Source organism: Haloferax marinum, from assembly GCF_009674625.1.
Taxonomy (GTDB): domain Archaea; phylum Halobacteriota; class Halobacteria; order Halobacteriales; family Haloferacaceae; genus Haloferax; species Haloferax marinum.
The window spans coordinates 2,964,278-2,986,541 of sequence record NZ_WKJQ01000001.1; the positions used below are offsets into that span (position 1 = coordinate 2,964,278).

General features: G+C 62.9%; 23 protein-coding genes. 15 read left to right on the forward strand and 8 right to left on the reverse strand.

Going from position 1 to position 22,264, the window contains the following annotated elements; translation table 11 throughout:
• The first annotated feature begins 155 nt into the window (after positions 1–155).
• From GJR99_RS15000 to GJR99_RS15015, 4 genes are all read left to right on the forward strand, one after another.
• Positions 156–1,508 carry a ribonuclease J gene (locus tag GJR99_RS15000; protein ID WP_151113569.1) on the forward strand — a complete coding sequence of 451 codons (1,353 nt, stop codon included), beginning with the start codon at positions 156–158 and terminating at the stop codon, positions 1,506–1,508.
• Positions 1,508–2,554 carry a geranylfarnesyl diphosphate synthase gene (idsA3, locus tag GJR99_RS15005; protein ID WP_151113571.1) on the forward strand — a complete coding sequence of 349 codons (1,047 nt, stop codon included), beginning with the start codon at positions 1,508–1,510 and terminating at the stop codon, positions 2,552–2,554. Before GJR99_RS15000 ends, idsA3 begins: the two co-directional genes overlap by 1 nt.
• 243 nt (positions 2,555–2,797) lie before the next feature.
• Positions 2,798–4,510 (forward strand): glutamate--tRNA ligase, encoded by a 1,713-nt coding sequence (locus GJR99_RS15010; RefSeq protein ID WP_151113573.1) that lies wholly within the window; start codon positions 2,798–2,800, stop codon positions 4,508–4,510.
• 81 nt (positions 4,511–4,591) lie between these two features.
• Positions 4,592–5,218 carry a cyclase family protein gene (locus GJR99_RS15015; protein ID WP_151113575.1) on the forward strand — a complete coding sequence of 209 codons (627 nt, stop codon included), beginning with the start codon at positions 4,592–4,594 and terminating at the stop codon, positions 5,216–5,218.
• 53 nt (positions 5,219–5,271) lie between these two features.
• Here GJR99_RS15015 and GJR99_RS15020 read toward each other — a convergent pair whose 3' ends face one another.
• Positions 5,272–5,751: a DUF456 domain-containing protein gene (locus GJR99_RS15020; RefSeq protein ID WP_151113577.1), complete on the reverse strand. Its 480-nt coding sequence runs from the start codon at positions 5,749–5,751 to the stop codon at positions 5,272–5,274.
• Between the two features lie 104 nt (positions 5,752–5,855).
• Between GJR99_RS15020 and GJR99_RS15025 the strand changes: the two genes are divergently transcribed.
• The 6 genes from GJR99_RS15025 (at position 5,856) to GJR99_RS15050 (ending at position 11,969) form a co-directional block, all read left to right on the forward strand.
• Positions 5,856–6,185, forward strand: coding sequence for a 4Fe-4S dicluster domain-containing protein (locus tag GJR99_RS15025; protein ID WP_058572090.1), 330 nt, complete (start codon positions 5,856–5,858; stop codon positions 6,183–6,185).
• 128 nt (positions 6,186–6,313) lie between these two features.
• Positions 6,314–7,189 carry an electron transfer flavoprotein subunit beta/FixA family protein gene (locus GJR99_RS15030; protein WP_151113579.1) on the forward strand — a complete coding sequence of 292 codons (876 nt, stop codon included), beginning with the start codon at positions 6,314–6,316 and terminating at the stop codon, positions 7,187–7,189.
• 2 nt (positions 7,190–7,191) lie between these two features.
• The gene (locus GJR99_RS15035) at positions 7,192–8,886 is read left to right on the forward strand and encodes an electron transfer flavoprotein subunit alpha/FixB family protein (RefSeq protein WP_151113580.1); all 1,695 of its coding nucleotides are present in this window, start codon (positions 7,192–7,194) and stop codon (positions 8,884–8,886) included.
• A complete protein-coding gene (locus GJR99_RS15040) occupies positions 8,883–10,547 on the forward strand; it encodes an FAD-dependent monooxygenase (protein WP_151113582.1) in 1,665 nt (554 codons plus the stop codon). The genes GJR99_RS15035 and GJR99_RS15040 overlap by 4 nt, the downstream gene beginning before the upstream one ends.
• A 4-nt stretch (positions 10,548–10,551) precedes the next feature.
• The gene (locus GJR99_RS15045) at positions 10,552–10,992 is read left to right on the forward strand and encodes a hypothetical protein (protein ID WP_151113584.1); all 441 of its coding nucleotides are present in this window, start codon (positions 10,552–10,554) and stop codon (positions 10,990–10,992) included.
• Between the two features lie 242 nt (positions 10,993–11,234).
• Positions 11,235–11,969 (forward strand): GNAT family N-acetyltransferase, encoded by a 735-nt coding sequence (locus tag GJR99_RS15050; protein ID WP_151113586.1) that lies wholly within the window; start codon positions 11,235–11,237, stop codon positions 11,967–11,969.
• Positions 11,970–11,977: 8 nt separating this feature from the next.
• Here the strand turns inward: GJR99_RS15050 and GJR99_RS17520 are convergent, their stop codons facing one another.
• Positions 11,978–12,142 carry a hypothetical protein gene (locus GJR99_RS17520; RefSeq protein ID WP_191967138.1) on the reverse strand — a complete coding sequence of 55 codons (165 nt, stop codon included), beginning with the start codon at positions 12,140–12,142 and terminating at the stop codon, positions 11,978–11,980.
• Between the two features lie 56 nt (positions 12,143–12,198).
• The gene (tmcA, locus tag GJR99_RS15055; protein WP_305037513.1) at positions 12,199–14,628 is read right to left on the reverse strand and encodes a tRNA(Met) cytidine acetyltransferase TmcA; all 2,430 of its coding nucleotides are present in this window, start codon (positions 14,626–14,628) and stop codon (positions 12,199–12,201) included.
• A 299-nt stretch (positions 14,629–14,927) separates the two neighbouring features.
• On the opposite strand from tmcA, the gene rpl7ae reads away from it, so the two are divergent.
• The 5 genes from rpl7ae to GJR99_RS15080 all read left to right on the forward strand — a co-directional run bounded on the left by rpl7ae (position 14,928) and on the right by GJR99_RS15080 (position 16,967).
• Positions 14,928–15,290, forward strand: coding sequence for a 50S ribosomal protein L7Ae (gene rpl7ae, locus GJR99_RS15060; RefSeq protein WP_058572097.1), 363 nt, complete (start codon positions 14,928–14,930; stop codon positions 15,288–15,290).
• Between the two features lie 6 nt (positions 15,291–15,296).
• Positions 15,297–15,521 (forward strand): 30S ribosomal protein S28e, encoded by a 225-nt coding sequence (locus tag GJR99_RS15065; RefSeq protein ID WP_004060228.1) that lies wholly within the window; start codon positions 15,297–15,299, stop codon positions 15,519–15,521.
• Between the two features lie 2 nt (positions 15,522–15,523).
• Positions 15,524–15,727, forward strand: a complete 204-nt coding sequence (locus GJR99_RS15070; protein ID WP_151113588.1) for a 50S ribosomal protein L24e — start codon at positions 15,524–15,526, stop codon at positions 15,725–15,727.
• Positions 15,727–16,191 (forward strand): nucleoside-diphosphate kinase, encoded by a 465-nt coding sequence (gene ndk / locus GJR99_RS15075; protein WP_151113590.1) that lies wholly within the window; start codon positions 15,727–15,729, stop codon positions 16,189–16,191. Before GJR99_RS15070 ends, ndk begins: the two co-directional genes overlap by 1 nt.
• A 221-nt stretch (positions 16,192–16,412) precedes the next feature.
• Positions 16,413–16,967, forward strand: a complete 555-nt coding sequence (locus GJR99_RS15080; RefSeq protein ID WP_151113592.1) for a hypothetical protein — start codon at positions 16,413–16,415, stop codon at positions 16,965–16,967.
• A gap of 82 nt (positions 16,968–17,049) precedes the next feature.
• Here the strand turns inward: GJR99_RS15080 and GJR99_RS15085 are convergent, their stop codons facing one another.
• The 5 genes from GJR99_RS15085 to GJR99_RS15105 all read right to left on the reverse strand — a co-directional run bounded on the left by GJR99_RS15085 (position 17,050) and on the right by GJR99_RS15105 (position 22,264).
• The gene (locus GJR99_RS15085) at positions 17,050–18,129 is read right to left on the reverse strand and encodes a cupredoxin domain-containing protein (RefSeq protein ID WP_151113594.1); all 1,080 of its coding nucleotides are present in this window, start codon (positions 18,127–18,129) and stop codon (positions 17,050–17,052) included.
• Positions 18,130–18,307: 178 nt separating this feature from the next.
• Positions 18,308–19,381: a methionine synthase gene (locus GJR99_RS15090; RefSeq protein WP_151113596.1), complete on the reverse strand. Its 1,074-nt coding sequence runs from the start codon at positions 19,379–19,381 to the stop codon at positions 18,308–18,310.
• On the reverse strand, positions 19,378–20,388 hold the full coding sequence (locus GJR99_RS15095) for a 5-methyltetrahydropteroyltriglutamate--homocysteine methyltransferase (RefSeq protein WP_151113598.1): 1,011 nt from the start codon (positions 20,386–20,388) through the stop codon (positions 19,378–19,380). Before GJR99_RS15095 ends, GJR99_RS15090 begins: the two co-directional genes overlap by 4 nt.
• Positions 20,389–20,447: 59 nt before the next feature.
• The gene (locus tag GJR99_RS15100) at positions 20,448–21,044 is read right to left on the reverse strand and encodes a HemK2/MTQ2 family protein methyltransferase (protein WP_151113600.1); all 597 of its coding nucleotides are present in this window, start codon (positions 21,042–21,044) and stop codon (positions 20,448–20,450) included.
• Complete coding sequence (locus tag GJR99_RS15105) at positions 21,041–22,264, reverse strand: mechanosensitive ion channel family protein (protein WP_151113602.1); 1,224 nt, start codon at positions 22,262–22,264, stop codon at positions 21,041–21,043. The genes GJR99_RS15100 and GJR99_RS15105 overlap by 4 nt, the downstream gene beginning before the upstream one ends.

Sequence of the window (22,264 nt, forward strand, 5' to 3'; positions counted from 1 at the left end):
GTGCCCAAATCGACCGACCGGGCCGCCTCGCACGCGGGGTCATTCGACCGACGAGCTGCAAGACGCCGGGGCCGATGGCCCCCAGACACCCGTCTTTCCGTGAGCACTTTCGCCACATCGTGGCTTTCGATGCTCGGAATATCGAGATTCAAACCATGGAAATCGAAATCGCAACCATAGGCGGATACGAAGAAGTCGGCCGTCAGATGACGGCCGTCCGTGCCGGAGACGACGTCGTCGTCTTCGACATGGGTCTCAACCTGTCGCAGGTCCTCATCCACGACAACGTCGAGACCGAGAAGATGCACAGCCTCGACCTCATCGATATGGGCGCCATCCCGGACGACCGTATCATGAGCGACCTCGAAGGTGACGTGCAGGCAATCGTGCCGACGCACGGCCACCTCGACCACATCGGTGCCATCTCCAAGTTGGCCCACCGCTACGACGCACCCGTCGTCGCGACACCCTTCACCATCGAACTGGTGAAACAGCAGATCGAAGGCGAGAACAAGTTCAACGTCAACAACGACCTCGTCAAGATGAGCGCCGGTGAGACGATGTCTATCGGTGACTCCGGACAGGTCGAACTCGAGTTCGTCCACGTCACCCACTCCATCATCGACGCCATCAACCCGGTCCTCCACACGCCGGAAGGTGCCATCGTCTACGGGCTCGACAAGCGTATGGACCACTCGCCGGTCCTCGAAGACCCAATCGACATGAAGCGCTTCCGCGAGATTGGCCGCGAGGGCAACGGCGTCCTCGCCTACATCGAAGACTGTACGAACGCCGGCCGGAAGGGCCGCACGCCCTCCGAGTCCGTCGCTCGTCGCCACCTCAAGGACGTCATGACCTCCGTCGAGGACTACGACGGCGGTATCGTCGCGACGACGTTCTCCTCTCACATCTCGCGTGTCTCCTCGCTCGTCGAGTTCGCCAACGACATCGGCCGTCAGCCGGTCCTCCTCGGCCGCTCGATGGAGAAGTACTCCGGCACCGCCGAACGCCTCGGCTTCGTGGACCTGCCCGACGACCTCGGGATGTACGGCCACCGCAAGTCTGTCGACCGAACCTTCAAGCGCATCATGAAGGAAGGCAAGGAGAACTACCTCCCCATCGTCACGGGTCACCAGGGCGAACCGCGCGCGATGCTCACCCGCATGGGCCGCGGCGAGACGCCGTACGAACTCGACGACGGTGACAAGGTCATCTTCTCGGCACGGGTCATCCCGGAGCCGACGAACGAAGGGCAGCGCTACCAGTCCGAGCGTCTCCTGCGCATGCAGGGCGCGCGCATCTACGACGACATCCACGTCTCTGGTCACCTTCGTGAGGAAGGGCACTACGAGATGCTGCAGGCGCTCCAGCCCCAGCACGTCATCCCTGCCCACCAGAACCTCAAAGGCTTCGCTCCGTACGTGGACCTCGCAGAGAGCCAGGGCTACGCCCTCGGCCGCGACGTCCACGTGACGCGGAACGGCAACATGATCCAACTGGTGGAGTGATGAGTTCGGACGCGACGGAACAGCGAGTGCTCGAGGCGATTCGTCAGCGACGCGAACTCGTCAACGAAGCACTCGACGAGGACGTACCGATGGCCGAGCCAGAGCGGCTGTACGAGGCCTCTCGGTACCTCCTGAAGGCCGGCGGAAAGCGACTCCGCCCGACAGTCTCACTCTTGACGGCCGAGTCCCTCGCGGACGTGGAACCGATGTCCGAAGATTACCGCGAGTTCCCGACGCTCACGGGCGAGGCCATCGACGTGATGATTGCCGCCGTGAGTATCGAGGTCATCCAGTCGTTCACGCTCATTCACGACGACATCATGGACGACGACGACCTTCGACGCGGTGTCCCGGCCGTCCACAAAGAGTACGACACCGAGACGGCGATTCTCGCCGGCGACACCCTCTACGCGAAGGCGTTCGAACTGCTGACGAAGACGGGGTCGGACCCGGCGGCCGGCCTCGAAGCCGTCCGTCGCCTCGCCACGACCTGTACGCAAATCTGTGAAGGGCAGGCCCTCGACATCGGGTTCGAGCGTCGCACCGAAGTGCTCCCCGACGAGTACCTCAAGATGGTCGAACTCAAGACGGCCGTCCTCTACGGAACCGCGGCCGCCATCCCAGCAGTCCTCATGGGTGCCGACGACGACGTCGTCGAAGCCCTCTATCAGTACGGTATCGAATCGGGCAGCGCGTTCCAGATTCAAGACGACGTGCTCGACCTGACCGTACCCTCGGAGAAACTGGGCAAGCAGCGAGGCTCTGACCTCGTCGAGAACAAGGAGACGGTCATCTCCCTGCACGCACGCCAGCAAGGAATCGACGTGGACACCCTCGTCGAGGCCGAGACGGCAGAAGAACTCACCGAGGCAGACGTCGAAACCGCCGTCGCGGAGCTCGAAGCCGCCGGCAGTATCGACTACGCCCGAGAGATGGCAGAAGACCTGACCGAGCAGGCGAAAGCACGACTCGAGGTCCTTCCGGACAACGAGTCACGTGCCCTGCTCTCCGACATCGCGGACTACCTCATCACCCGCGGGTACTGACCCACACGACGAGGTAGTCGCGGCGGATTCGGTCTGCGGTATCGCACCTTTTTCGAACGCGTTGTGCCGTAAGCGACTGCTCTTGGAGTCGTCTTCTCGAAAGTGACCCGCCGTGGAACACCGCCCACTACCACAACCGCTATACCTGCAGGAGTGTTAACAAACCACGTACCCCTGCCCGCGCGAGGAACCCTTCCCCGCAATCCGGGCCTGTTTTTAGGCGTGCCGCGGAATCGGACGATAATGGACGACGACCTTCGAGAGCGCGTCGAGCGAGAGGCGGAGAAACACGCACTCCTCAACGCGGTCAAACACGACAGCGACGCCGATGTGGGCGCTATCATGGGCCCGCTGATGGGCGAGAACCCCGACTTCCGACAGCACGGCGGTGAGATTCCGGGACTCATCGGGCCCGTCGTCGCGGAGGTCAACCAGCTTTCGAACGCCGACAAGCGTGCGCGACTGGAGGAACTCGCCCCCGAAGAACTCGCGGAGATGGAAGCCGAAGACGAAGCAGACGAGTCGCTGCTTCCGGACCTCCCGAACGCCGACGAGTACGACGAGATTCGGATGCGTGCCGCGCCGAACCCCAACGGTCCGTGGCACCTCGGCCACGCTCGCATGCCCGCAGTCATCGGGACGTACAAGGAGATGTACGATGGCTCCTTTATCGTCCGCTTCGACGACACCGACCCCGAGACGAAGCGTCCCGACCTGAGCGCCTACGACGCCATCCTCGAAGATATCGCATTCCTCGGCTTCGAACCCGACGACGTCATCCGTGCCTCCGACCGGGTCGAGACCTACTACGACCACGCCCGCGAACTCATCGAGATGGGCGGTGCGTACACCTGTTCGTGCTCGGGTGAGGAGTTCTCGAACCTGAAGAACAACGCCAAGCCGTGTCCCCACCGCGACAAGGACAGCGAGACGACCCTCGACGAGTTCGAAAAGATGGTCGCCGGCGAGTACTCCTCCGGCGAGATGGTCCTCCGCGTCAAGACGGACATCGAGCACAAGAACCCCGCCCTCCGCGACTGGGTCGCCTTCCGGATGATAGACACGCCGCACCCACGCGAGGAGGCCGAAGACTACCGCGCGTGGCCCATGCTCGACTTCCAGTCCGGTGTCGACGACCACCTCACGGGTGTCACCCACATCATCCGTGGCATCGACCTGCAGGACTCCGCGAAGCGCCAGCGATTCGTCTACGACTACTTCGGCTGGGAGTACCCCGAGGTCATCCACTGGGGCCACGTGCAGGTCGACGACTACGACGTGAAGATGTCCACGTCGAGCATCAAGGAACTCATCGACGCCGGCGAACTCGACGGCTGGGACGACCCGCGCGTCCCGACCATCAAGAGTCTTCGACGCCGCGGTATCCGCGGACAGGCCATCGTCGACGCGATGGTCGCACTCGGCACCTCGACGTCGAACGTCGACCTCTCGATGTCCTCTATCTACGCGAACAACCGCGACCTCGTCGACGACGAGACGGACCGCTACTTCCTCGTCCGCGATGGACAGGAGTTCGCTATCGAAGGCGGCCCCGACGTCGCCCACCCGCCGCTTCACCCGAGTTTCGAAGACCGAGGCACGCGCGACATCCCGGTCGGCGATAGCGTCCTCCTCGAATCGGGCGACGTCCCCGCCGAGGGCGACCGCGTCTGGCTGAAAGGCTTCGGCGCAGTTCGCCGCGAGGACGACACGCTCGTCGCGACTGGTGACGACTTGGACGTCGTCCGCGAGGGCGACGTGGCCGTGATTCACTGGGCACCCACCGACGGCGTCTCGGTGCGGATGCGCACCATGGACGAAGACGTACTGGGTGTCGCCGAACCCGACTTCGGTGACGTACCGGTGGACGAACTCGTGCAGTTCGAACGCGTCGGATTCGTCCGCGTGGACGAACGCGACAGCGACGAGACGCTCGTCTACTTCGCGCACAAGTAACGCCGGTCTGGTCGGCACAGACCACGCGAACGATTTCTCGACACGGACACTCGTTTTACCGCCGCCCGCGTAGGGCGACTCGTGACCCTCGTAGACCTGACGCGCCGCGTCGAATCCGGCATGCCGACGTATCCTGGTGACCCACCGGTTTCGGTCGAATCACACGCCGACTTCGACGCAGACGGCTACCGCGTCTCCCGGCTCGAACTCGGCAGTCATGCGGGCACTCACGTGGATGCTCCCGCGCACACCGAACCCGACGGTGCGACCCTCGACACCTTCTCGGTCGAAGAGCTTCGGGTCTCGGCCCGTCTGGTCGACTGCCGCGACGTCGGCGCGAACGAACTCGTCGGGCCAGACGCGGTTCCGACCGACCTCGACCCGTCGGTTCAGTGTCTCGTGTTCCGGACGGGATGGGAAGACGAGTGGGGAACCGACCGGATGGCCGACCATCCCGCACTCGCGCCCGAGACGGGGAGCGTCTGTGCTGAGCGTGGACTCTCGGTCGCTATCGACGCACTCAGTCCCGACCCGACCGGTGGGTCCGAAGTTCCCGTCCACCACGCGATTCTCGGTGCGGGCCGATTCATCGTCGAGAATCTCTGTGGACTGGACGTCCTTCCGACCGACCGGCCGTTCGAGTTGTTCGTCATGCCGCTTCGGGTCGACGCTGACGGTGCGCCCGCCCGCGTCGTCGCGGAGATTTAAGTCGGAAGACGGGACGAACGTCGGTTACAACAGCACGGCACCGACGAACCCGATTACAACACGACTGCGATTACGAATCCGACGAGCATCGACAGCGTGAGCAGCACCTGAACGACAGAGGACGCGAGCACGCCAATCGTCGTGTAGAGCGCGCGCCGTCCGCTCTCTTCGACGTCTTCGTGTTCGAGATATTCGACGACGAAGACCGTCCCCGCGACGCCGAGAACCAACCCAATGGGGCCGAGGACGAACAACAGGACGAACCCGACTGCCCCGGCGAGAATCGACGTCCGAGTCGATGCACCGCCGACACGAGCAGCGATGACGCCAGCACCGTAGTCGGTGACGATAGCGACGACGCCAGCGAGGAGCAGACTGAACACCCAAAGCAGGCCTGGGTCGGAGAACCCGGTCGACCACCAGTAGACGAGGACGCCGACCACCGAGAGAATCGCACCGGGGAGGAACGGCAGGACGCTCCCGACGACACCGACGACGAGGAGGGCGAGGGCCACCCAGAAGAACAGGTCCATACACTCCAGTTGGGACCGGGGCGTAATCACCCCACCGAGATGACGACACACCCTCGGTTCGGGGCATGATTTATACCCTCATCGACGGAATGGTAACAAGAACCATGCCAATCGACCCATCCTTCGAGGAGAACAGAGAGCGTGTCGACGATGGAAGCGGTGTCGCGGTCTGGGGGCCGACAGACCCGCCAGAGAAACTCGGTATTCACGGCACCCACGTCGCCGTCGACTTCGATATCTGCCTCGCAGACGGTGCGTGCCTCGAAGACTGCCCCGTCGACGTGTTCACGTGGGTCGATACGCCCGGCCATCCCGAGTCGGACATCAAAGCCGAGCCGACACACGAAGACCAGTGTATCGACTGCATGCTCTGTGTCGACGTCTGCCCGGTCGATGCCATCGACGTCGACCCCGGCCGAGCAGGACGCATCTAGTCGGGACAGCGTCAGTTCCGTTCGGGTCGTCTGCCCAGTCGAGAGCGACAGCCCTCGCTGAATTTCCAACCGGGTAGCACAAAAGATTATTATGAATCTGAGCTAGCACTAAGTAGAGAGTGTTCTCAATGCACACGGTGGTATTAACGAAAGGTGTCCCCGATTTTCGCGAGGGACAGGTATCGTTCGACGAAAACGGGCATCTCGAACGGGGGAAGACGCCCACGGTGATGAATCCAAACGACAAGTTCGCACTGGAGGCCGCACTCCAGACGCGCGTTCGACACGGTGGCAACGTCAGCCTGATGAGTATGGGTCCACCCGGCTACAAAGAAGTCCTCCAGGAGGGGATGGAGACGGTGTACGCCGACGACCTCTATCTCGTCTCGGACCGAGAGATGGCCGCTGCCGACACGTGGGCGACGGCGATTACGCTCAGCGCGGCTATCGAGAATATGGACGAGATGCCAGATATCGTCTTTGCAGGATTCAAGACGGCCGACGGTGAGACGGGCCACACTGGTCCACAGGCGAACTGGTGTCTCGACATGCCGCTCGTCACCCACGTCATCTCGCTCGACATCGACGAAGAAGAACGAACGCTCCGAGCGAAGCGACTCGTCGAAGGCGACATCGAGGAGATAGAGACGGTCGAAGTCTCGCTTCCAGCGTTCGTCGTCACGGACCCCGAATTCGTGCCGTCGTATCGAACGGCCGGCGAGCGACTCACGCTGAAAGACCTTCGGGCGGAGACGCAAGCGCGTGCACCCGACTACGAAGACTATCTGACGGTGTGGGACCACGCCGACATCAACGTCGACCCGGACTACATCGGCCTCGACGGCTCGCCGACTATCGTCTCGTCTGTCGACCCCATCCCCAAAGCGCCGGCAGAGCGTGAGGCGACGATGGTCGACCCGAGCGACACCGAGGGAATGACCGAGGTGCTCGAAGCGATGCAGTCGGCAGTCGGTGGCGACGCCACTGCGGCGGAGGGTGACTGACCATGACTGAGTTCGACCCCGGCGAGTACGAAATCTCGGAGCTCGGTCCAGCACTCAAAGACATCGAGGACGTCGGTGAGTTAGAGGAGATTCTCCAGGCCGAACACCGCGGACAGAACCGCGCGCCCGTCGTCGCACTCATCGAGAGTCGTATCGAGAAGTTCTCCGAAGACGACGAAGAACCGGCCGACGCCGGCAGTCTCGACCTCGGTTCGATGAGTACGGCCGACGTGGGCAACGCCCTCCAGAGCATCGACGAAATCGACGAACTCGAAGCACTGCTCGAACGCGAGGAGTCGGGCGAAGACAGAGGTGCAGTCAAGCGCCTCGTCCAGAAGCGCATCGACTCGGTGCAAGGAAGCGACGAGGAGGATACGGTCGTCGAAGTCGACGAGCGGTCGCCCGAAGAACGACACCCCGACCTCGACCACCCGACGCGCGACAAACGACACGTTCGTTCGCTCCACGGCGGCGTCTACGAGGATATGTGGGTGTACTGTGAGACGCAGGCGGGCGAACTCATCGACGTGTCGAAAGAGATGCTCGGCAAGGCGCGCGAACTGATGGACCAGTACAACGACGACTACGACGAAGACGAACGCGTCGTCGCCGTTCTCATCGGGTCGGACGTGTCGAAACACGTCGACGACGTCATCGCCTACGGTGCGGACGTGGTCGTCGTCCGCGAAGACGAGCGACTCGGTCGCTTCCAGCACAAACCGTACACGGAGATATTCTGTGACATGGCCCGCGCCGGTGCGAGTCACACCGGCGGCGAGGTGACGGGTGGCCGCGACGAAGAGTGGCGCGACTACGACAAACCGCGCTACACGCTCTTTCCGGCGACGAACAACGGCCGTGACCTCTCGGCGCTGGTACAGGCGGAACTCGACTCCGGACTCGCCAGCGACTGTTCGGGGCTCTACATCAAGAACCAGGTCATCTCGAACCCCGTCAAGACCGGCGTCGCCGGCGAGAAAAAGGAGTTCGAGCGTGTGCTTCACATGAAGCGCCCGGACTTCTCGGGATTCGAGTACTCCACGATTCTCTGTATCGACAACCCAACCAGGGAGTTCCATCCACAGGGTGGGTCGGTCATCCCCGGAAGTTTCGACATCCCCGAGGCCGACCCAGAACGCGAGGGAGTCGTCGTCGAACACGACGCGCCGCTCGACGACGACTGGTTCCGTGTCGACGTGACCGACTTCGACCAGTTGGACGAAGGAATCGACCTGACTGGACACGAGGTCATCGTCGCTTTCGGCCGGGGTATCGGTGACGACCCGACGAAAGGCGTCGAACTCGTGTTAGAACTCGCAGAGCAGTTCGAAGACGCCGAAGTCGGCGTCACCCGTGGTATCGTCACGGGGTCGTTCCAGTTCGACGGCCACGTCGAGCAGTACACCCACGAAGACAGACAGATCGGAGAGACCGGACAGGTCGTCGCGCCCAAACTGTACATCGCGGCGGGCATCTCCGGTGCGATTCAACACAAGGTCGGCGTGGACGAGTCGGATACCGTCGTCGCCATCAACACCGACCCGAACGCACGCATTCGCGACTTCTCCGACTACTTCATCGAAGGCGACCTGTTCGAGGTCCTGCCGCGACTGACGCAAGCACTGAAAGACGGACGATTCGAGGAAGCACTCGCCACCGATGGCAGTGGTGCGACCGACCGAGGTGACTCCCAATGAGTGAGTACGAACATTACGAAGCAATCGTCGTCGGGACCGGACCCGGCGGTGCGGCCGCAGCAGCGACGTTCGCCAACTACGGAATCGAGACGCTCGTCCTCGAACGCGGTGTCGAAGGCGGGTCGAAGAACGTCTCCGGCGGCCTCATCTACGCGGAAGAGTCCGCGCCCTACACTATCGACGACCTGTTCCCCGGATTCCGTGAAGAGGCGTCGGAGCGGCCGATTACGGACTATCAAATCCACAACATCGCCGGCGACAAGGTGGAGTCGTACGACCTGACGAAACTCCACGAACACGACACCGAGTGGTCCGACTCCGTCCTCCGACGGAAGATGGACTCGTGGCTCGAAGACCGAGTCCACGAACGAGCGCGTGAGACGGGTGGTGGACTGCTGACTGGCGTCCACGTCAACGGCCTGCTCCGCGAGGAGGGGAAGATTATCGGCGTCACGACCGACGAACTCGACCCGATTACGGCCGACGTCATCGTCGCCGCCGACGGGGTGAACTCCGAACTCGCCCGCGACGCAGGCTTGATGGACTGGGACGAACCCGAAGAGTGGTTCCAGGGCGTGAAAGCCGTCGTCGACATGCCGGCAGACGTCATCGCCGAACGCTTCGATATCGACGAAGACGAGGGTGTAGCACATCTGTTCTCGGGCGACCTGTTCCAGGGCGTCCGCGGCGGTGGGTTCCTCTACACGAACCGAGAGACGCTCTCGCTGGGGACCGTCTTCCACCTCGACAGCATCGTCGCCGAGCAAGCAGAACCACACGAACTCTTAGACGCCATGTTGACGCACCCACTGCTCGGCCAGTGGTTGGGTGACGACTACACGGAACTGGAGTACAGCGCGAAACTCGTCCCCGACTCGAAGAAGGTGGCACTGCGCGAACCACACTTCGGCCGCCTCCTCGTCGTCGGCGACGCCGCTGGCCAGATGCAAGCACAGGGGCCAATCATCAAAGGGATGAACCACGCCGTCACGGCAGGTGCACTCGCGGCCGAAGCGTACGCAGAGGCGAAAGCCCGGAGCGAACCCGAGAAGGCGGGGTCGCACTACGCCAAGAAACTCCGGACCGAAGGCGTGATGCAGAAACTCCGGCCGCGTGGCTACGAGATGATGCGCGGCATCACCGAAGGCGAGACCGTGTCGGGAGTCGTCGATTCGGTCCTCAAATCTTCGGTCGGCCGGTTCGGAATTCGTGCGATGTCGGGACAGCTCGAACGGCTCTACAACACCCCGTCACTCACGTCGATGATTCCGGACACACAGACGCCCTACGTGACGCTACCGACGGTCATCGGAGAGGAACTGGGGACGCCCGTCACCGGGACGAGTTCGGTGACCCCACCGAGCCTCGAAGAACGAATCGGTGACCTGACCTACGACACCGACATCGGAAAGCCACACATCAAACTACTCGACAACTCCTACGAGGCGAGCGGTGCAGCGGTGTCGGCCTGTCCCGTCTCTGCAGTCGGGTTCGGAGGCGGTTGTTACCGCGAAGAAGTCGTCCGGACGAACGGCTCCGAAGAGCGCGTCGTCAGTCTCGACACCCAACCGTGTGTCGAGTGCGGGACGTGCGCCGTCGTCGCCGACACCGACTGGGAACACCCACGCGGCAACAAGGGTGTCGAGTTCAAGTGGGGATGAGTCGGTGACCGGTGACATCGCACAGACCAAGCGGTCCGAAGACAGTGACCACGCAACCGGCCGGGAGCGCGACCCGGAGCACGTCCGGTTCGGCGAGCGTGTTCGCTCGCTCGCTGTCGAGGCTCGACGAGAACGCCAGCAGTTCGACCCGCCGTCGGAGTCGGCGGCCGACGAGCGAGCACTGGCGTGTGCACGTGATGGCGTCGGCCCGGCCGTCTCGCTGTACATCGAAGCACGGACCGGCGGCACCATGGTCGAGTTCACCCGCGAGGAGTTCCGACTCCTTCAGCGTGCGCTCAACGATTGGTTGACACTGTACGCCCGGTGTTACGGCGTCGACCTCGACGCCGATTTCACCATCAGAGAGGCCGCAGAGGTGCTCTTGCGAACGCACAACATCCTCGACACGGCGCAACTCTTGACCTGCGTCCCCGAGCGCTACTGAGGGACGCGCGGCCACCGTGTCATTTCGGTTTGGGTCGGCGTCTTCGGTTTCGGTCGGCGTCTTCGGTTTCGGTCGGCATCTTCGGTTTCGGTCGGCGTCTTCGGTTTCGGTCGGCATCTTCGGTTGGGCCAGTATCTTCGGTTGGGCCAGTATCGACCCCGGATTCGTCCTGAGTGGCCGGTTCTGTCAGCAACCAATCAATCACGAACAACAATTATTAACTAGGCCTGTGAGTGTGTACCATGGAAGTTACTGACAGTCTCAACTTCGGGCACAAAGACCGCAAAGACATCTACGAATACATCGAGAGTCACGGCACTGTCAGAGAAGACGAGGTGCGACGGGCGCTCAACTTCGAACCGGCGGCCCTCGGTGCGCACCTCACGATTCTGCGACGAGACGGGTACATCCGCAAGGTGGGCAAACACGTCGAAGTCGCCTACGCACGAGAGACAGAAGAGACGGCCGAACTCGACGGTATCGAGGTGAAGATTCGGATGGCACAGGACGTGGACTTAGAGAGTCTCGTCGACGCCATCCACGAAGTCGCCGACGAAGGGCGGTACATCGAAGCCGAGACAGTCGCCGACGTCCTCGACCACGAGGAAGTCGTCCTCCGACACAACGACGTGAGTTCTCGGATGGTGTTCGTCGCCACCGTCGGCGACGAACTCGCAGGGTGGGTCCACCTCGACTTACCCGAAGCCGAGAAACTGAGCCACACGGCCGTCCTCACGGTCGGAACCCGACCGGAGTACCGCGGGCACGGCATCGGAAGTCGGCTACTCGAAAAAGGAGTTAGCTGGGCACGCGAACACGGGTTCGAGAAACTGTACAACAGCGTCCCGGCGACGAACGAGACTGCCATCGGATTCCTCGAAGGCCACGGGTGGGAGACCGAAGCGGTCCGCGAGGACCACTACAAGATAGACGGCGAGTACGTCGACGAAGTGATGATGGCCGTCACGCTTCGATAGCCTGCCCCCTACGACCAGTTCTTTTCTGCACCGTCGAGCGGTTCAGCGACGACGCCGTCCTGTTGGACGAGCGCACGCGCGTGTGACGTACAGACGTCTCTGTCGTCGTCCCACGGGATGTAGAGTCTGACCGCCGCGACGTTCTCGCAGTCCGCCTCACTACACTCGGCCATACGCACACCTCGTCGCGCACGAGTATCGGTGTACCGCCGCCCGAGGTCGCCCTCGACTACCGGTGTCGGTCACGTTCTTCGAGAGCGCCTTCGGTTCCGTACTCGTCTACGAGCGGTTGGTAGGCGGCTCCGAGCGCGCGCATGCACTGCGCCGTCGAGTGGAATCCGAGTTCGTCGGCCACCGAAGACCACGGCCGTGTCTGTAACACCTTCCGGACGACGAGGCGTTCTTCGCGCTCTGAGAGCGACACACGGCCAGGGTCGGTGAGGTGAGCGAGTCCGAGACGACGGAACGCACCGGGTGCGGTCGTATAGAGGCCCGGTCCATACGAGGCGCCGACGACGACGCGCCACTCGTAGTCGGACAGTGACGCCTCGAAGTCGGTCTCGACTGCTGCGAGGGCAGCGCGCGCAACGTCCGGGTCGAGGTCAGACAGCGCGTCTCCGAGGACGTCACCGATACGCTGGACGAACCACTCGGCGTGTCTGTCGTGGAGGGCACGTCCTTCAGACGACAGTGGATAGACCATGAGCGCGGAGTACTCACCGCTCGTGTCGTTTCGCGTCGTCGAGAGGTGGACGGTTCCGTAGCCGTTCTCGCGCCAAAACGAGAGCAGTTCTGGTGTCGCGCCGAATCCGACACCGAGGTAGTCCGCCTCGTCTGCGAACTCGTCGCGAATCTTCGAGAGGAGGTGCGACCCGAGGCCCGACGACCGGACAGCGTGGTGGGTCGCGATGCGCATCACGCGATAGCTGACGGGAATCCCGGCCTCCTCGTCGCGGAGTTGACTCGTGAACACGTCGGGGAGCATGTTGCCGCGGATTCGCCCGCCGTCGTACATGTGGCGGCGCGTCTCCGCGTCGAGGTTCCCCTCACGCGCCAGCAAGGCGACGGAGACGATTCGACCGTCGAAGGTGAGCGCTCGGAGCGTCAGATTCGGTGCGTCGAGGAGACGCGCCAAGTCGTCGGGTTCGGTTCGGTAGTGTGCGAGGACGAGCAGGCCGAACGCCTCCCGAAGCAGGTGTTCGTCTGCGAGCAAGTCGTCTGGTGTGTGGGTTCGGTACGCGACGTTCTCCGGCGTGGCGTCCGCAATCAACTGGGCGACAGGTGGGCGCGCATCGAGTAACAGGGCTCTGAACGTCCACGACTCGACTGGGTCGCCGGCGGCGTACCGAATCGGGTCGTCGAGACGAACGTCGGTCACGTCGTGCGACGATTCGTCGAGTCTGTCGCGGAATCTGACGGCGAACCCGCGTCCCGCGCCTTCGTACCCGCGGACGGTGGTACAGAACGCGACGGATGGCGCGTCGAGAAACGACGTGAGCAGTCGAACCGGAAGCGCGGCGGCCTCGTCGACGATGAGTACGTCAGCGATGGATATCGCAGAATCGGCCTCTGTTGGAGGAACGTAGCGGACCTGTCCACCTCGCGACGAGCGCAGGATGTAGTCGTCTGCACTCCCCGACTCGAGGCGGTCGAGTTCCGTGAGGAGTCGCTCCGCGCGGACGAACACTTCGGCGGCGTTGCGGCGGCCGGGTGCGGTGACGACGACGTCCCGTCCCTCAGCGGCGAGGCTTCCAGCGGCGATGCCGGCAGCACTGGATTTCCCTCGCCCCCGGTCCGCCTCCACGACGACGGCGTTCCCCGGTTCTGCGAGTGTTTCGAGCGCACCGAGTGTGTCCGACTGGTCGGTCGTAAGACAGTCTTCGTACGCGCGACGCGGGAATCGTCGGTCACGCGGGACGGTCGGCAGCGACGTGTCGAACGAGATTCCCTGTCTGTACGCGCCGGTGCGTTCGACGGTTTCGGTGTCGAGGTTCACGAGCGCGATACCGGGATGGTCCCGAACTGTCGAGACGAGTCTGCCACGGAATCGACCGGTCACGTCAGCGGTGGTAAACGGTGGGACAGCGAGTCGTTCGTCGAACGAGTCACGACGAGTCACCCACTCGTCGAGCGGTGGGGTGAGGAGGACCAAGAGCCCACCACCGTCGACAGTTCCGGCGACGCGGCCGAGCGTGTTCGCCGAGAAGTCGTCGTGGGCGTCGAGGACGACGACCGTCTGTGTGGTTCCGAGGAGTTGCGACGCCTGCCGTGGTTCGACGCGGTGGAAGCGGAATCCTTCGCGTGTCGTGACGAACGTCACCTCGTCGTCGGGAACGTCGGCACCCCGAACGACGTCGAAGGCGGCGTCGATGCCGGCATCGCGGTCACCGGCGAAGACGAGCAGGCGACGCTGGTTCGTGGCCATCGCCTCGTCGCGTCGGGCGGCAGCGAGCGCCGGGACGTCGAGTGAGTCGGCAGTGTCGTCGTCGGACGTGCCGGCAGTGTCGTCGTCGGACGTGCCGGCAGTGTCGTCGTCGGACGTGCCGGCAGTGTCGTCGTCGGACGTGCCGGCAGTGTCGTCGTTAGACGTGTTGGCGGTGTCGTCGTCGGGCGTACCGGCGGTCTCCTCGTCGGGCGTGCTGTCGCCGGAACTGGTCATACCCTCCGTTTCCCGGCGAGCGTATTCACGTTCTTCGGTCGATTCGTTCTGTCGGAAAGGTGAGGTCAAACCGACAGTTTCGTCGGAGCGAATGTGCCGATTCCTGAGGCGTGCGGACGCGTCGCACGCCGATTCGATTTTGAAAGCGCTTTTATGGGGTCCGGAGCAAGGAATGGTTACAGCCTGTCCGGGGTTGATGAACCTCCTCGCCGTAGGGAATATGCCCACCCATCGCGACCGACCGACGGGTGACGCCGGCGAGGGAGTCGAGCCCGCGAGCAGGATTTAGGTGAACAACAATGGCAGTCTACGTAGATTTCGACGTACCGGCCGACCTCGCTGACAGCGCCGTCGAGGCGCTCGAGGTCGCCCGAGATACTGGTATCGTGAAGAAAGGAACCAACGAAACGACCAAGTCCATCGAGCGTGGCAACGCCCAGCTCGTCCTGATCGCGGAGGACGTCTCCCCCGAGGAGATCGTCATGCACCTCCCCGAACTCGCAGACGAGAAGGGTATCCCGTTCATCTTCGTCGAGACGCAGGACGATATCGGCCACGCCGCCGGCCTCGAAGTCGGCAGTGCCGCCGCCGCTATCGTCGACGCTGGCGAAGCGTCCGACGATGTCGAGGACATCGCGACTAAGGTCGAGGACCTTCGATAACCGACCATGAGCGCGGACGAACAAGCCAGCGACTCGACGCCTGCGGAAGTCATCGAAGTCGTTGGAAAGACTGGGATGCACGGCGAGGCCATGCAGGTCAAATGCCGCATCCGTGAAGGCTCCAACAAGGGCCGTATCATCACGCGAAACGTGCTGGGTCCTGTCCGCGAGGGCGACATCCTTCAGCTCCGCGAGACCCAGCGTGACGCCGACTCCATCGGAGGGCAATAACAATGGTCGAGAAGCGAACGTGTGACTACAGTGGCGAAGAGATCGAGCCCGGAACGGGCACGATGTACGTCAAGGTCGACGGGACCATCCTCCACTTCAAGAACTCGAAGGCCGAGAAGAACTACTTCCTCGGTCGCGAGGCACGTGACCTCGAGTGGACGGAAGCCGGTCGACGCGCACGCGGTCGTTCGGAGGACGACAACTGATGTCCGACACCGAGCGCACTTTCGTGATGGTCAAGCCCGACGGCGTCCAGCGCGGCCTCATCGGAGACATCGTCTCCCGATTCGAAGACCGCGGTCTGAAGATGGTCGGCGGCAAGTTCATGCAGATTTCGGAAGAACTCGCCCACGACCACTACGGTGAGCACGAGGGCAAGCCCTTCTTCGAGGGTCTCGTCGACTTCATCACGTCCGGTCCCGTCTTCGCGATGGTCTGGGAAGGACAGGACGCGACGCGTCAGGTCCGCCGCATGATGGGCGAGACCGACCCCGCAGAGTCCGCACCCGGCACCATCCGTGGTGACTACGGTCTCGACCTCGGTCGGAACGTCATCCACGGCTCCGACAACGAGGACGAGGGCGCAAACGAGCGCGAAATCGACCTGTTCTTCGACGACGACGAACTGGTCGACTACGAGCGCATCGACGAGACCTGGCTCTACGAGTAAGTCTCGTCTCGATTTTCCACTTTCTCGCTCGAGAGGAGCGACGGCCACGTCGCCCACTCTCGTCCGCGCTCACTTCGAGACGACCCTCGGGTCGGCGTCTCGGGGTGAGTCGTGGTACCATCGACCTCTCAGACGCGGGACGAGCAGACACCGTCTACAGGTCCTGACCGTCAGGGTTGACGCAAAAAACCGCTTTGCCTGCCGGTAGCGAACCGTAGGGTATGGTAAGCGTGGAACTCGTCTTATTGACGCTGCTCGTGTTCTTCGTGATGGCCGCGGTGGTGATGCTCGGGGTGACGGCAGTCGCCGCGTGGGTGACCGCCCGACTCGCAACGAACGCGTTGGCTCTGGTTCGACCGGTCGTACTCGGTCCAACCGACATCCGTGACGTCGAACTCCGAGTCGCTGGACTACGGGCACTCGACCACGTCGACGCCGGCGTCGTCACTGCTGTCGTTCCGGAGCGGAGACGAGGGCGACGCGGGCTCGACCGCCTCTCGTTGACCGACGGCGTGCGATTCGACCTCGCGCTCGCGACCCCCGACGACAGAACCGCACGACTCTGGGTGCCGTTCCCGAACCAACTGACCGGTGACTCACGACTCGAACGAGTCGCCGCCGCGTGTGGCGTCTTCCCCGACGAAATCTCGGATGCGGTGGGGACCGAACTACCACTCGTCCGGGGGGCAGACGGGCGATGGCGAGTCGCAGAGACGCGACCCCGTGACTATCACACCGAATTCGGCGATCGAGCGACCGAAACCGAGTGGGCCTGACAGCGGCCAATGAGTGTGCTTCTACCGACACGGCCGACGGGACGACACACAAAAAGAACGGACGTACTGAACGCGAGTGATTTCAGTCCCCTCCTCTGTACTCTTCGACGACAGTCTCCCACGAGACGCTTCCCTCGTCGACGATGTTTTCGGGAGTGAGTGCTTCCGAGTCCAGGACTGCTGCTGAACTTGGGAGGTTCGGGTCGAGTCCCTGGAGGAATAACGGAAAGATGTTCGTCTCTTCCGGAGGCCGTCCGGTCTCTTCTATCGAGAGTTCGGGGACGTCACCGTCGGTCACGACCACGCGCGACACCATCCCGAATATCTGGTGTGGGGGACAGTAGAAGTCGTACACACCGGGCGTCTCGAACTTGTAGAGCCAGTAGCCACCGACGGGCACGAGTGGCGACGAAATCGGTCCGACGCCGTCCGGGACACGGTTCTGCCGGCCGTGTCGCTCGTGGTACGCCGAAACACCGTGGTCTGGTGTCTCCGCACTGTAGAGGACCACGTCCCCCGGTGCGACTGTGAGACCAGCAGGCTCGTAGTGGAACGCCGTCGTTTCGGCGAGGAGTTGCGCGATTTCCAGGATGGTCAGCGTCAGAGTTTGCTCTTCATCCGACGTCTCTTCTGTCTCTTCTGACTCCTCTGTCTCTTCTGACTCCTCTGTCTCTTCTGTCTCCCCAGACGGGAGTGTCACTGTCACCTCGAAATCAGGGTTGGTCAGTTCCGAGGCGTCGACGACACCGTCTGCGACGGCGGCGTTGATTTCGTCTATCTCCGTTTGGGTGAGTACACCCGGTGCCGTGAACGCGAACAGTTCTTCCGGCAGGTCGATGTGGAGTTCGACTTCGTGTGACGGACGAACAGATAGTTCGAACGCCTCGAAGCAGTCTTCATCCGCCTCTCCCCCACACGGATTGAGTTCCGCCGAGGCGTACCCGAATATCGGGTCTAAGTCCTCGGGTTCCGGTCCACCACTGTTTCCGTTCTCTGTCGGTGTCTCTCCTTCGTCGTCTTCGTCACTCTGTGCGACGGCAGTTCCTGCACCCATTCCAAAGAGGACCGCCGACGCCCCTGCCGCACGGAGAAGGTTCCGTCTGGCTATCGGGAACCACACTTGTTCATCGCCCGATTCAGCTGTCGCTGGTGTGTTTGTCACATTTCACCACCAGTAGAAATGACAACGTAATCAGGCATAAACTAGCGTAAAGTTCAAAGGAGTTGATTATCTCGTAGCGTTGAAAGGCGGGGAGCGCTGGTGGTCCGGATTGGGAGAATAGCTACCGATTCGACTCGTCCGAAGCGAAAGAAGAAGACTGGGTCGGCGAAGTGAGTGTTCAGTCGGCCGACTGGACCGGTGCGTCGAGGTCGATTTCGCCGGCGTCGAGTTCTGCTTCGACTTCGCGGGCGGCTTTGACCATGTTCTCCATCTTCTGGTAGGCCACCTTACGCGGCAGGAGTTTCACACCGCAGTCGGGCGAGATGGTGAGTTTCTCCGGCGGGACGACCTTCAGACCCTGCAAGATGTTCTCTTTGATCTCTTCGACAGACTCGACTTCCGCGTCGTGAACGTCGACGACGCCGAGGGCGAGGTCAGGTTCGAACTCGGGTTCGGTGAAGACGTCTATCTGGTCGTAGCCACCGTTGCACAGTTCCACGTCGAACTCGTCGATGGGGTAGTCGTTGAGTTCGGGGTAGATGCGCGAGTAGTCGCCGTAACAGACGTGGAGGCCGATGCGGACTTCGTCCGGGACGCCCGAGACGATGCGTTCGAGACACTCGCCGACGATAGCGTGGTCGTCGGGCGTCGTCGCCAGTGCGGGTTCGTCGATTTGGATGTACGTCGCGCCAGCCTCGACGAGTTGCTCTATCTCCTCGTTGACCAGGTCTGCGAGCGCGTAGGCGAGTTCTGCTTCGCTCTCGTAATGTTCGTTGAACGACCAACTGGCGAGGGTGTACGGACCCGTGATTGGGACCTTGACCGGTTTCGAGGCCACGTCGCGGGTGAACTCGAACTCGTCGACGAGCCACGGTTCGTCGTACTCGACCTCACCGACGACAGAGGGTTTATCGAAGTAGTTGTGGCCCCACACCTTCACCGGGCCATTGAACTCGTAGCCAGGGATGCGGTGGGCGAAGTACTCGACCATCTCTTCGCGGCGCATCTCGCCGTCGACGACGGTGTCGAGACCGGAGCGCTCGTGTTCGTTCGTGATGACGCGACAGGCGTCGTCGTGGGCTTCGTGGAGGTGTTCTTCGGTGAACTTGGAGTCGGGGTCTTCTGCGAGGTCGTTGGCGCGGTTCAGCCACTTCGGTTTCGGGTACGACCCGACGACGGTCGTGAGCAGGAAGTGCTCGTTGTCGTGGTTCTCGGGGCGGAACTGCTCGCGGTTTTCGGCGTCACGGCTCATGCTTCTACCTCCAGTTCGTCTTCGGTCGCAGCAGCGAGAGCGCTGAGTTTCTCCGTCGCGCGGTTCTCCGGCAGGTAGAACAGTTCGGTGTTAGAAGTCACGTACGCGGTGTCGAACGTCTTGTTCTGGACGCGGTCGAGCGTCCACTCGACGCGCTCGCGGACCGTCGCGGGGTCTTCGACCAGCGTGTTCTGGCCGTCGACGAGGCCGAGCGCGATGTCGTCTTTCGTGCCGTACTCGTTGATGTTGTAGAACGTCTGGTCACGGTCACCGGCGACGAAGTCGAAGCCGATACCGTCGACGTCGGCGTCCATCAGGTGGGCGTAGACCTTCTCTTCGAGCGCGCCCCAGTAGGTGTGGACGACGACGTTGGCGTCGGTGGCGTCGGCCACGGCGGAGATTGCTTCGGGTAGCTGTGCGTCGATATCCTCACCTGGTGGGGATTCGATGAGCGATGGTTCGAGGAGGAACAGCGTCTCGTGGTCCGGGAAGGCGTCGACTTCGCCGGCGAGGAACTCGGAGACTGCGTCGAGGAACTCTGCCTCGTCGCCGTAGTATTCGTCGGTCGAGAGGTCGGCGAGCGAGTACGGACCAGGGAGAACGGCCTGCAGCGAGTCGTCGTCACCGAGGAGGTCGGCGGTGGCGTCGAGTTCGGCCGCGACGTCGCCGGAGAAGGTGAGTTCGCCGCGGACCTGCGGGTCACGGTAGAAGTTGTTGTTGTCGTAGTAGCGGACGATACCGCCGGTCTCGACGTTCTCGTGGACCGTCAGCGGGTGCGCGAGCATGTCGTCCCAGCGGAGTTGGCCTTCGACGACGCGGTCGAGTCCCGCGTCGACCTGTTCGGAGACGACTTCTTCGCGGGCGCGCTCGTACGCGCTCACGATGTCCGGGCCTTCGTTGCCGGAGATAAGGTCGTGTTTCTGGTGCCCCTTGAGGTCGGAGAGGGTCTGCTTCGCCCAATCCGGGAGGGGATACAGTCCCGGTGTTGTCGAGACGAGTTCAGTCATCACTCGCCGCTAAGAAATGACGGGGTATAATATTTCCTGTATGGGAAAATGCACAGTAGTTATTTTAGGGCGAGGACAGAGAGCGTCTCGTAGGGGTACGACTCCTGTACGACGACGTCGTGGCCGAATCCGTTCTTCTCGGCGCGAGCGAGAACTTCGTCGTATCCGGTGAGACTGCTCACGAGCAGGAACACCGTCCCGCCGGGTTTGAGCACGCGGCCGACCGTATCGAGGAAGGGGTCGATGATTTCACGGCCCGTCTCGCCGCCGGTGAGTGCGACTTCCATCCAGTCGTCGCGGGCCGCTTCGAGGTCCTCGGGGAGATACGGCGGGTTGAACGCGACGGCGTCGAACGAGTCGTCGCGGAAGGGGTCGACGAGGTTGCCGCGCACCACGTCGAATCCGCGTTCTCCTTCGGCGCGGAGTGTGGCCGCGCGTTCTGCCGCCTGTCTGCACGCGTGGGGGTTCAGGTCGCTGGCGACGACGTCGGCGTCCGTCTTCTGGGCGAGTTGTTGGGCCACCCATCCCGACCCGGTTCCGACTTCGAGGACGCGCCCGGAGACGCGGCCGATAGCCGCCTGTGCGAGGAGTCCCGAGTCTTCTGCGGGTTGGTAGACCGAGGTGTTCATCCCCCGTCGCTCTGCGAGGTCGGTCACTTCGACCCCCCGGACGACCCGTTGTTGGAGCCACTTGCGTTCCCGGTGGTCTGCACACTCGCCTGTGACTGACCGTCTGTGAGCGGCACTGGCCCGGACTTTTCACGCGACGAAAGTTCGCGCTGTGGGAACGGGATGCCGATTCCCTCGTCGGCGAACGCCTCGCGGACGGCCCCGATGACGGCGGTCTGTGCGCTCCACTTCCGGCGGGCGCTCGGGCGGTCTATCCACGGGCGTACCCCGAGGACGACGGCGGAGTCGTCGAATCGCTTGGCGACGACCTGTGGTTGTGGCACCGAGAGCACCTCGTCGATGTCTTCGACCGCGCTCTGTGCCACGTCGGCGGCGTGTTCGAGGTCGGTCTCGTAATCGACGCCGACTTCGACTTCGAGGCGGAGTCGACCCTTTCTGCTTCGGTTGACGAGGCTCTCCGAACTCACCACGTCGTTCGGAATCATCACGTACTCCCCGTCGAACGACTGGATTCGCGTGTTCACGACAGTGATGTCGGTGACGATACCCTCGTGATTTCCGACTTCGACCCAGTCACCGATTTCGAACGGGCGTGAGAACATCAGCACGAACCCGGCGATGAGCGCACCGAGTGTCTGTCGGGCGGCCATACCGACGACGATGCCGAGGAACCCGGCCCCGACGAGGAACCCGCCGAGGTCCGCCTGCCAGATGCCGAGGACGAAGACGACGGCGAGGAGGTAAGTCGACACCTGTGCGAGACGATAGATAATCTCGCGCTGGTGGTCGGATATCTCCTGGCGCGTACTCGCGACTTCCATGATGAGTCGTCCGAGAACCGTCGTCACGACGTACGCGCCGACGAGAAACGTCGCCGACAGGCCGATTCGGACGAGCGTCTGCGTCCCGAGTCCGTACTGCTCGGATATCGTTGCGATGTCGCCCGAACTCGACCACACCGACACGATGAACGTCCCGCCGAGGACGACGCCGACGAGGCGAAACAGCGTGATTCCGAGGTGCCAGATGGCCGAGGAGACACCGTCTGCGTCTCTGTCGTGTAGTCGCGCACCGAGACTCCAGATAGCGACGATGACGGCCAGAGCCACCGCGCTGGCGGCGATTCGGAGTTCGACTGACGGAAGCAGCGCGGCGAAGTCTATCGGCGCGTCGGTCTGGAGGGAGACGACCGTCAGCGTGCGAAACGACTGGAAGGGCATAGGGAGGGAGGATACGGGGAGTGTCAT

Bases quoted from the DNA above. Each gene is read 5' to 3' on its own strand.
- GJR99_RS15040 (WP_151113582.1), top strand. From the start codon at position 8,883: ATGAGTGAGTACGAACATTACGAAGCAATCGTCGTCGGGACCGGACCC.
- idsA3 (WP_151113571.1), top strand. From the start codon at position 1,508: ATGAGTTCGGACGCGACGGAACAGCGAGTGCTCGAGGCGATTCGTCAG.
- GJR99_RS15030 (WP_151113579.1), top strand. From the start codon at position 6,314: ATGCACACGGTGGTATTAACGAAAGGTGTCCCCGATTTTCGCGAGGGA.
- GJR99_RS15025 (WP_058572090.1), top strand. From the start codon at position 5,856: ATGCCAATCGACCCATCCTTCGAGGAGAACAGAGAGCGTGTCGACGAT.
- tmcA (WP_305037513.1), bottom strand. From the start codon at position 14,628: ATGACCAGTTCCGGCGACAGCACGCCCGACGAGGAGACCGCCGGTACG.
- GJR99_RS15090 (WP_151113596.1), bottom strand. From the start codon at position 19,381: ATGAGCCGTGACGCCGAAAACCGCGAGCAGTTCCGCCCCGAGAACCAC.
- GJR99_RS15020 (WP_151113577.1), bottom strand. From the start codon at position 5,751: ATGGACCTGTTCTTCTGGGTGGCCCTCGCCCTCCTCGTCGTCGGTGTC.
- GJR99_RS15065 (WP_004060228.1), top strand. From the start codon at position 15,297: ATGAGCGCGGACGAACAAGCCAGCGACTCGACGCCTGCGGAAGTCATC.
- GJR99_RS15035 (WP_151113580.1), top strand. From the start codon at position 7,192: ATGACTGAGTTCGACCCCGGCGAGTACGAAATCTCGGAGCTCGGTCCA.
- GJR99_RS15080 (WP_151113592.1), top strand. From the start codon at position 16,413: ATGGTAAGCGTGGAACTCGTCTTATTGACGCTGCTCGTGTTCTTCGTG.
- GJR99_RS15105 (WP_151113602.1), bottom strand. From the start codon at position 22,264: ATGACACTCCCCGTATCCTCCCTCCCTATGCCCTTCCAGTCGTTTCGC.
- GJR99_RS15050 (WP_151113586.1), top strand. From the start codon at position 11,235: ATGGAAGTTACTGACAGTCTCAACTTCGGGCACAAAGACCGCAAAGAC.
- GJR99_RS17520 (WP_191967138.1), bottom strand. From the start codon at position 12,142: ATGGCCGAGTGTAGTGAGGCGGACTGCGAGAACGTCGCGGCGGTCAGA.
- GJR99_RS15000 (WP_151113569.1), top strand. From the start codon at position 156: ATGGAAATCGAAATCGCAACCATAGGCGGATACGAAGAAGTCGGCCGT.
- rpl7ae (WP_058572097.1), top strand. From the start codon at position 14,928: ATGGCAGTCTACGTAGATTTCGACGTACCGGCCGACCTCGCTGACAGC.
- GJR99_RS15010 (WP_151113573.1), top strand. From the start codon at position 2,798: ATGGACGACGACCTTCGAGAGCGCGTCGAGCGAGAGGCGGAGAAACAC.
- GJR99_RS15095 (WP_151113598.1), bottom strand. From the start codon at position 20,388: ATGACTGAACTCGTCTCGACAACACCGGGACTGTATCCCCTCCCGGAT.
- GJR99_RS15070 (WP_151113588.1), top strand. From the start codon at position 15,524: ATGGTCGAGAAGCGAACGTGTGACTACAGTGGCGAAGAGATCGAGCCC.
- ndk (WP_151113590.1), top strand. From the start codon at position 15,727: ATGTCCGACACCGAGCGCACTTTCGTGATGGTCAAGCCCGACGGCGTC.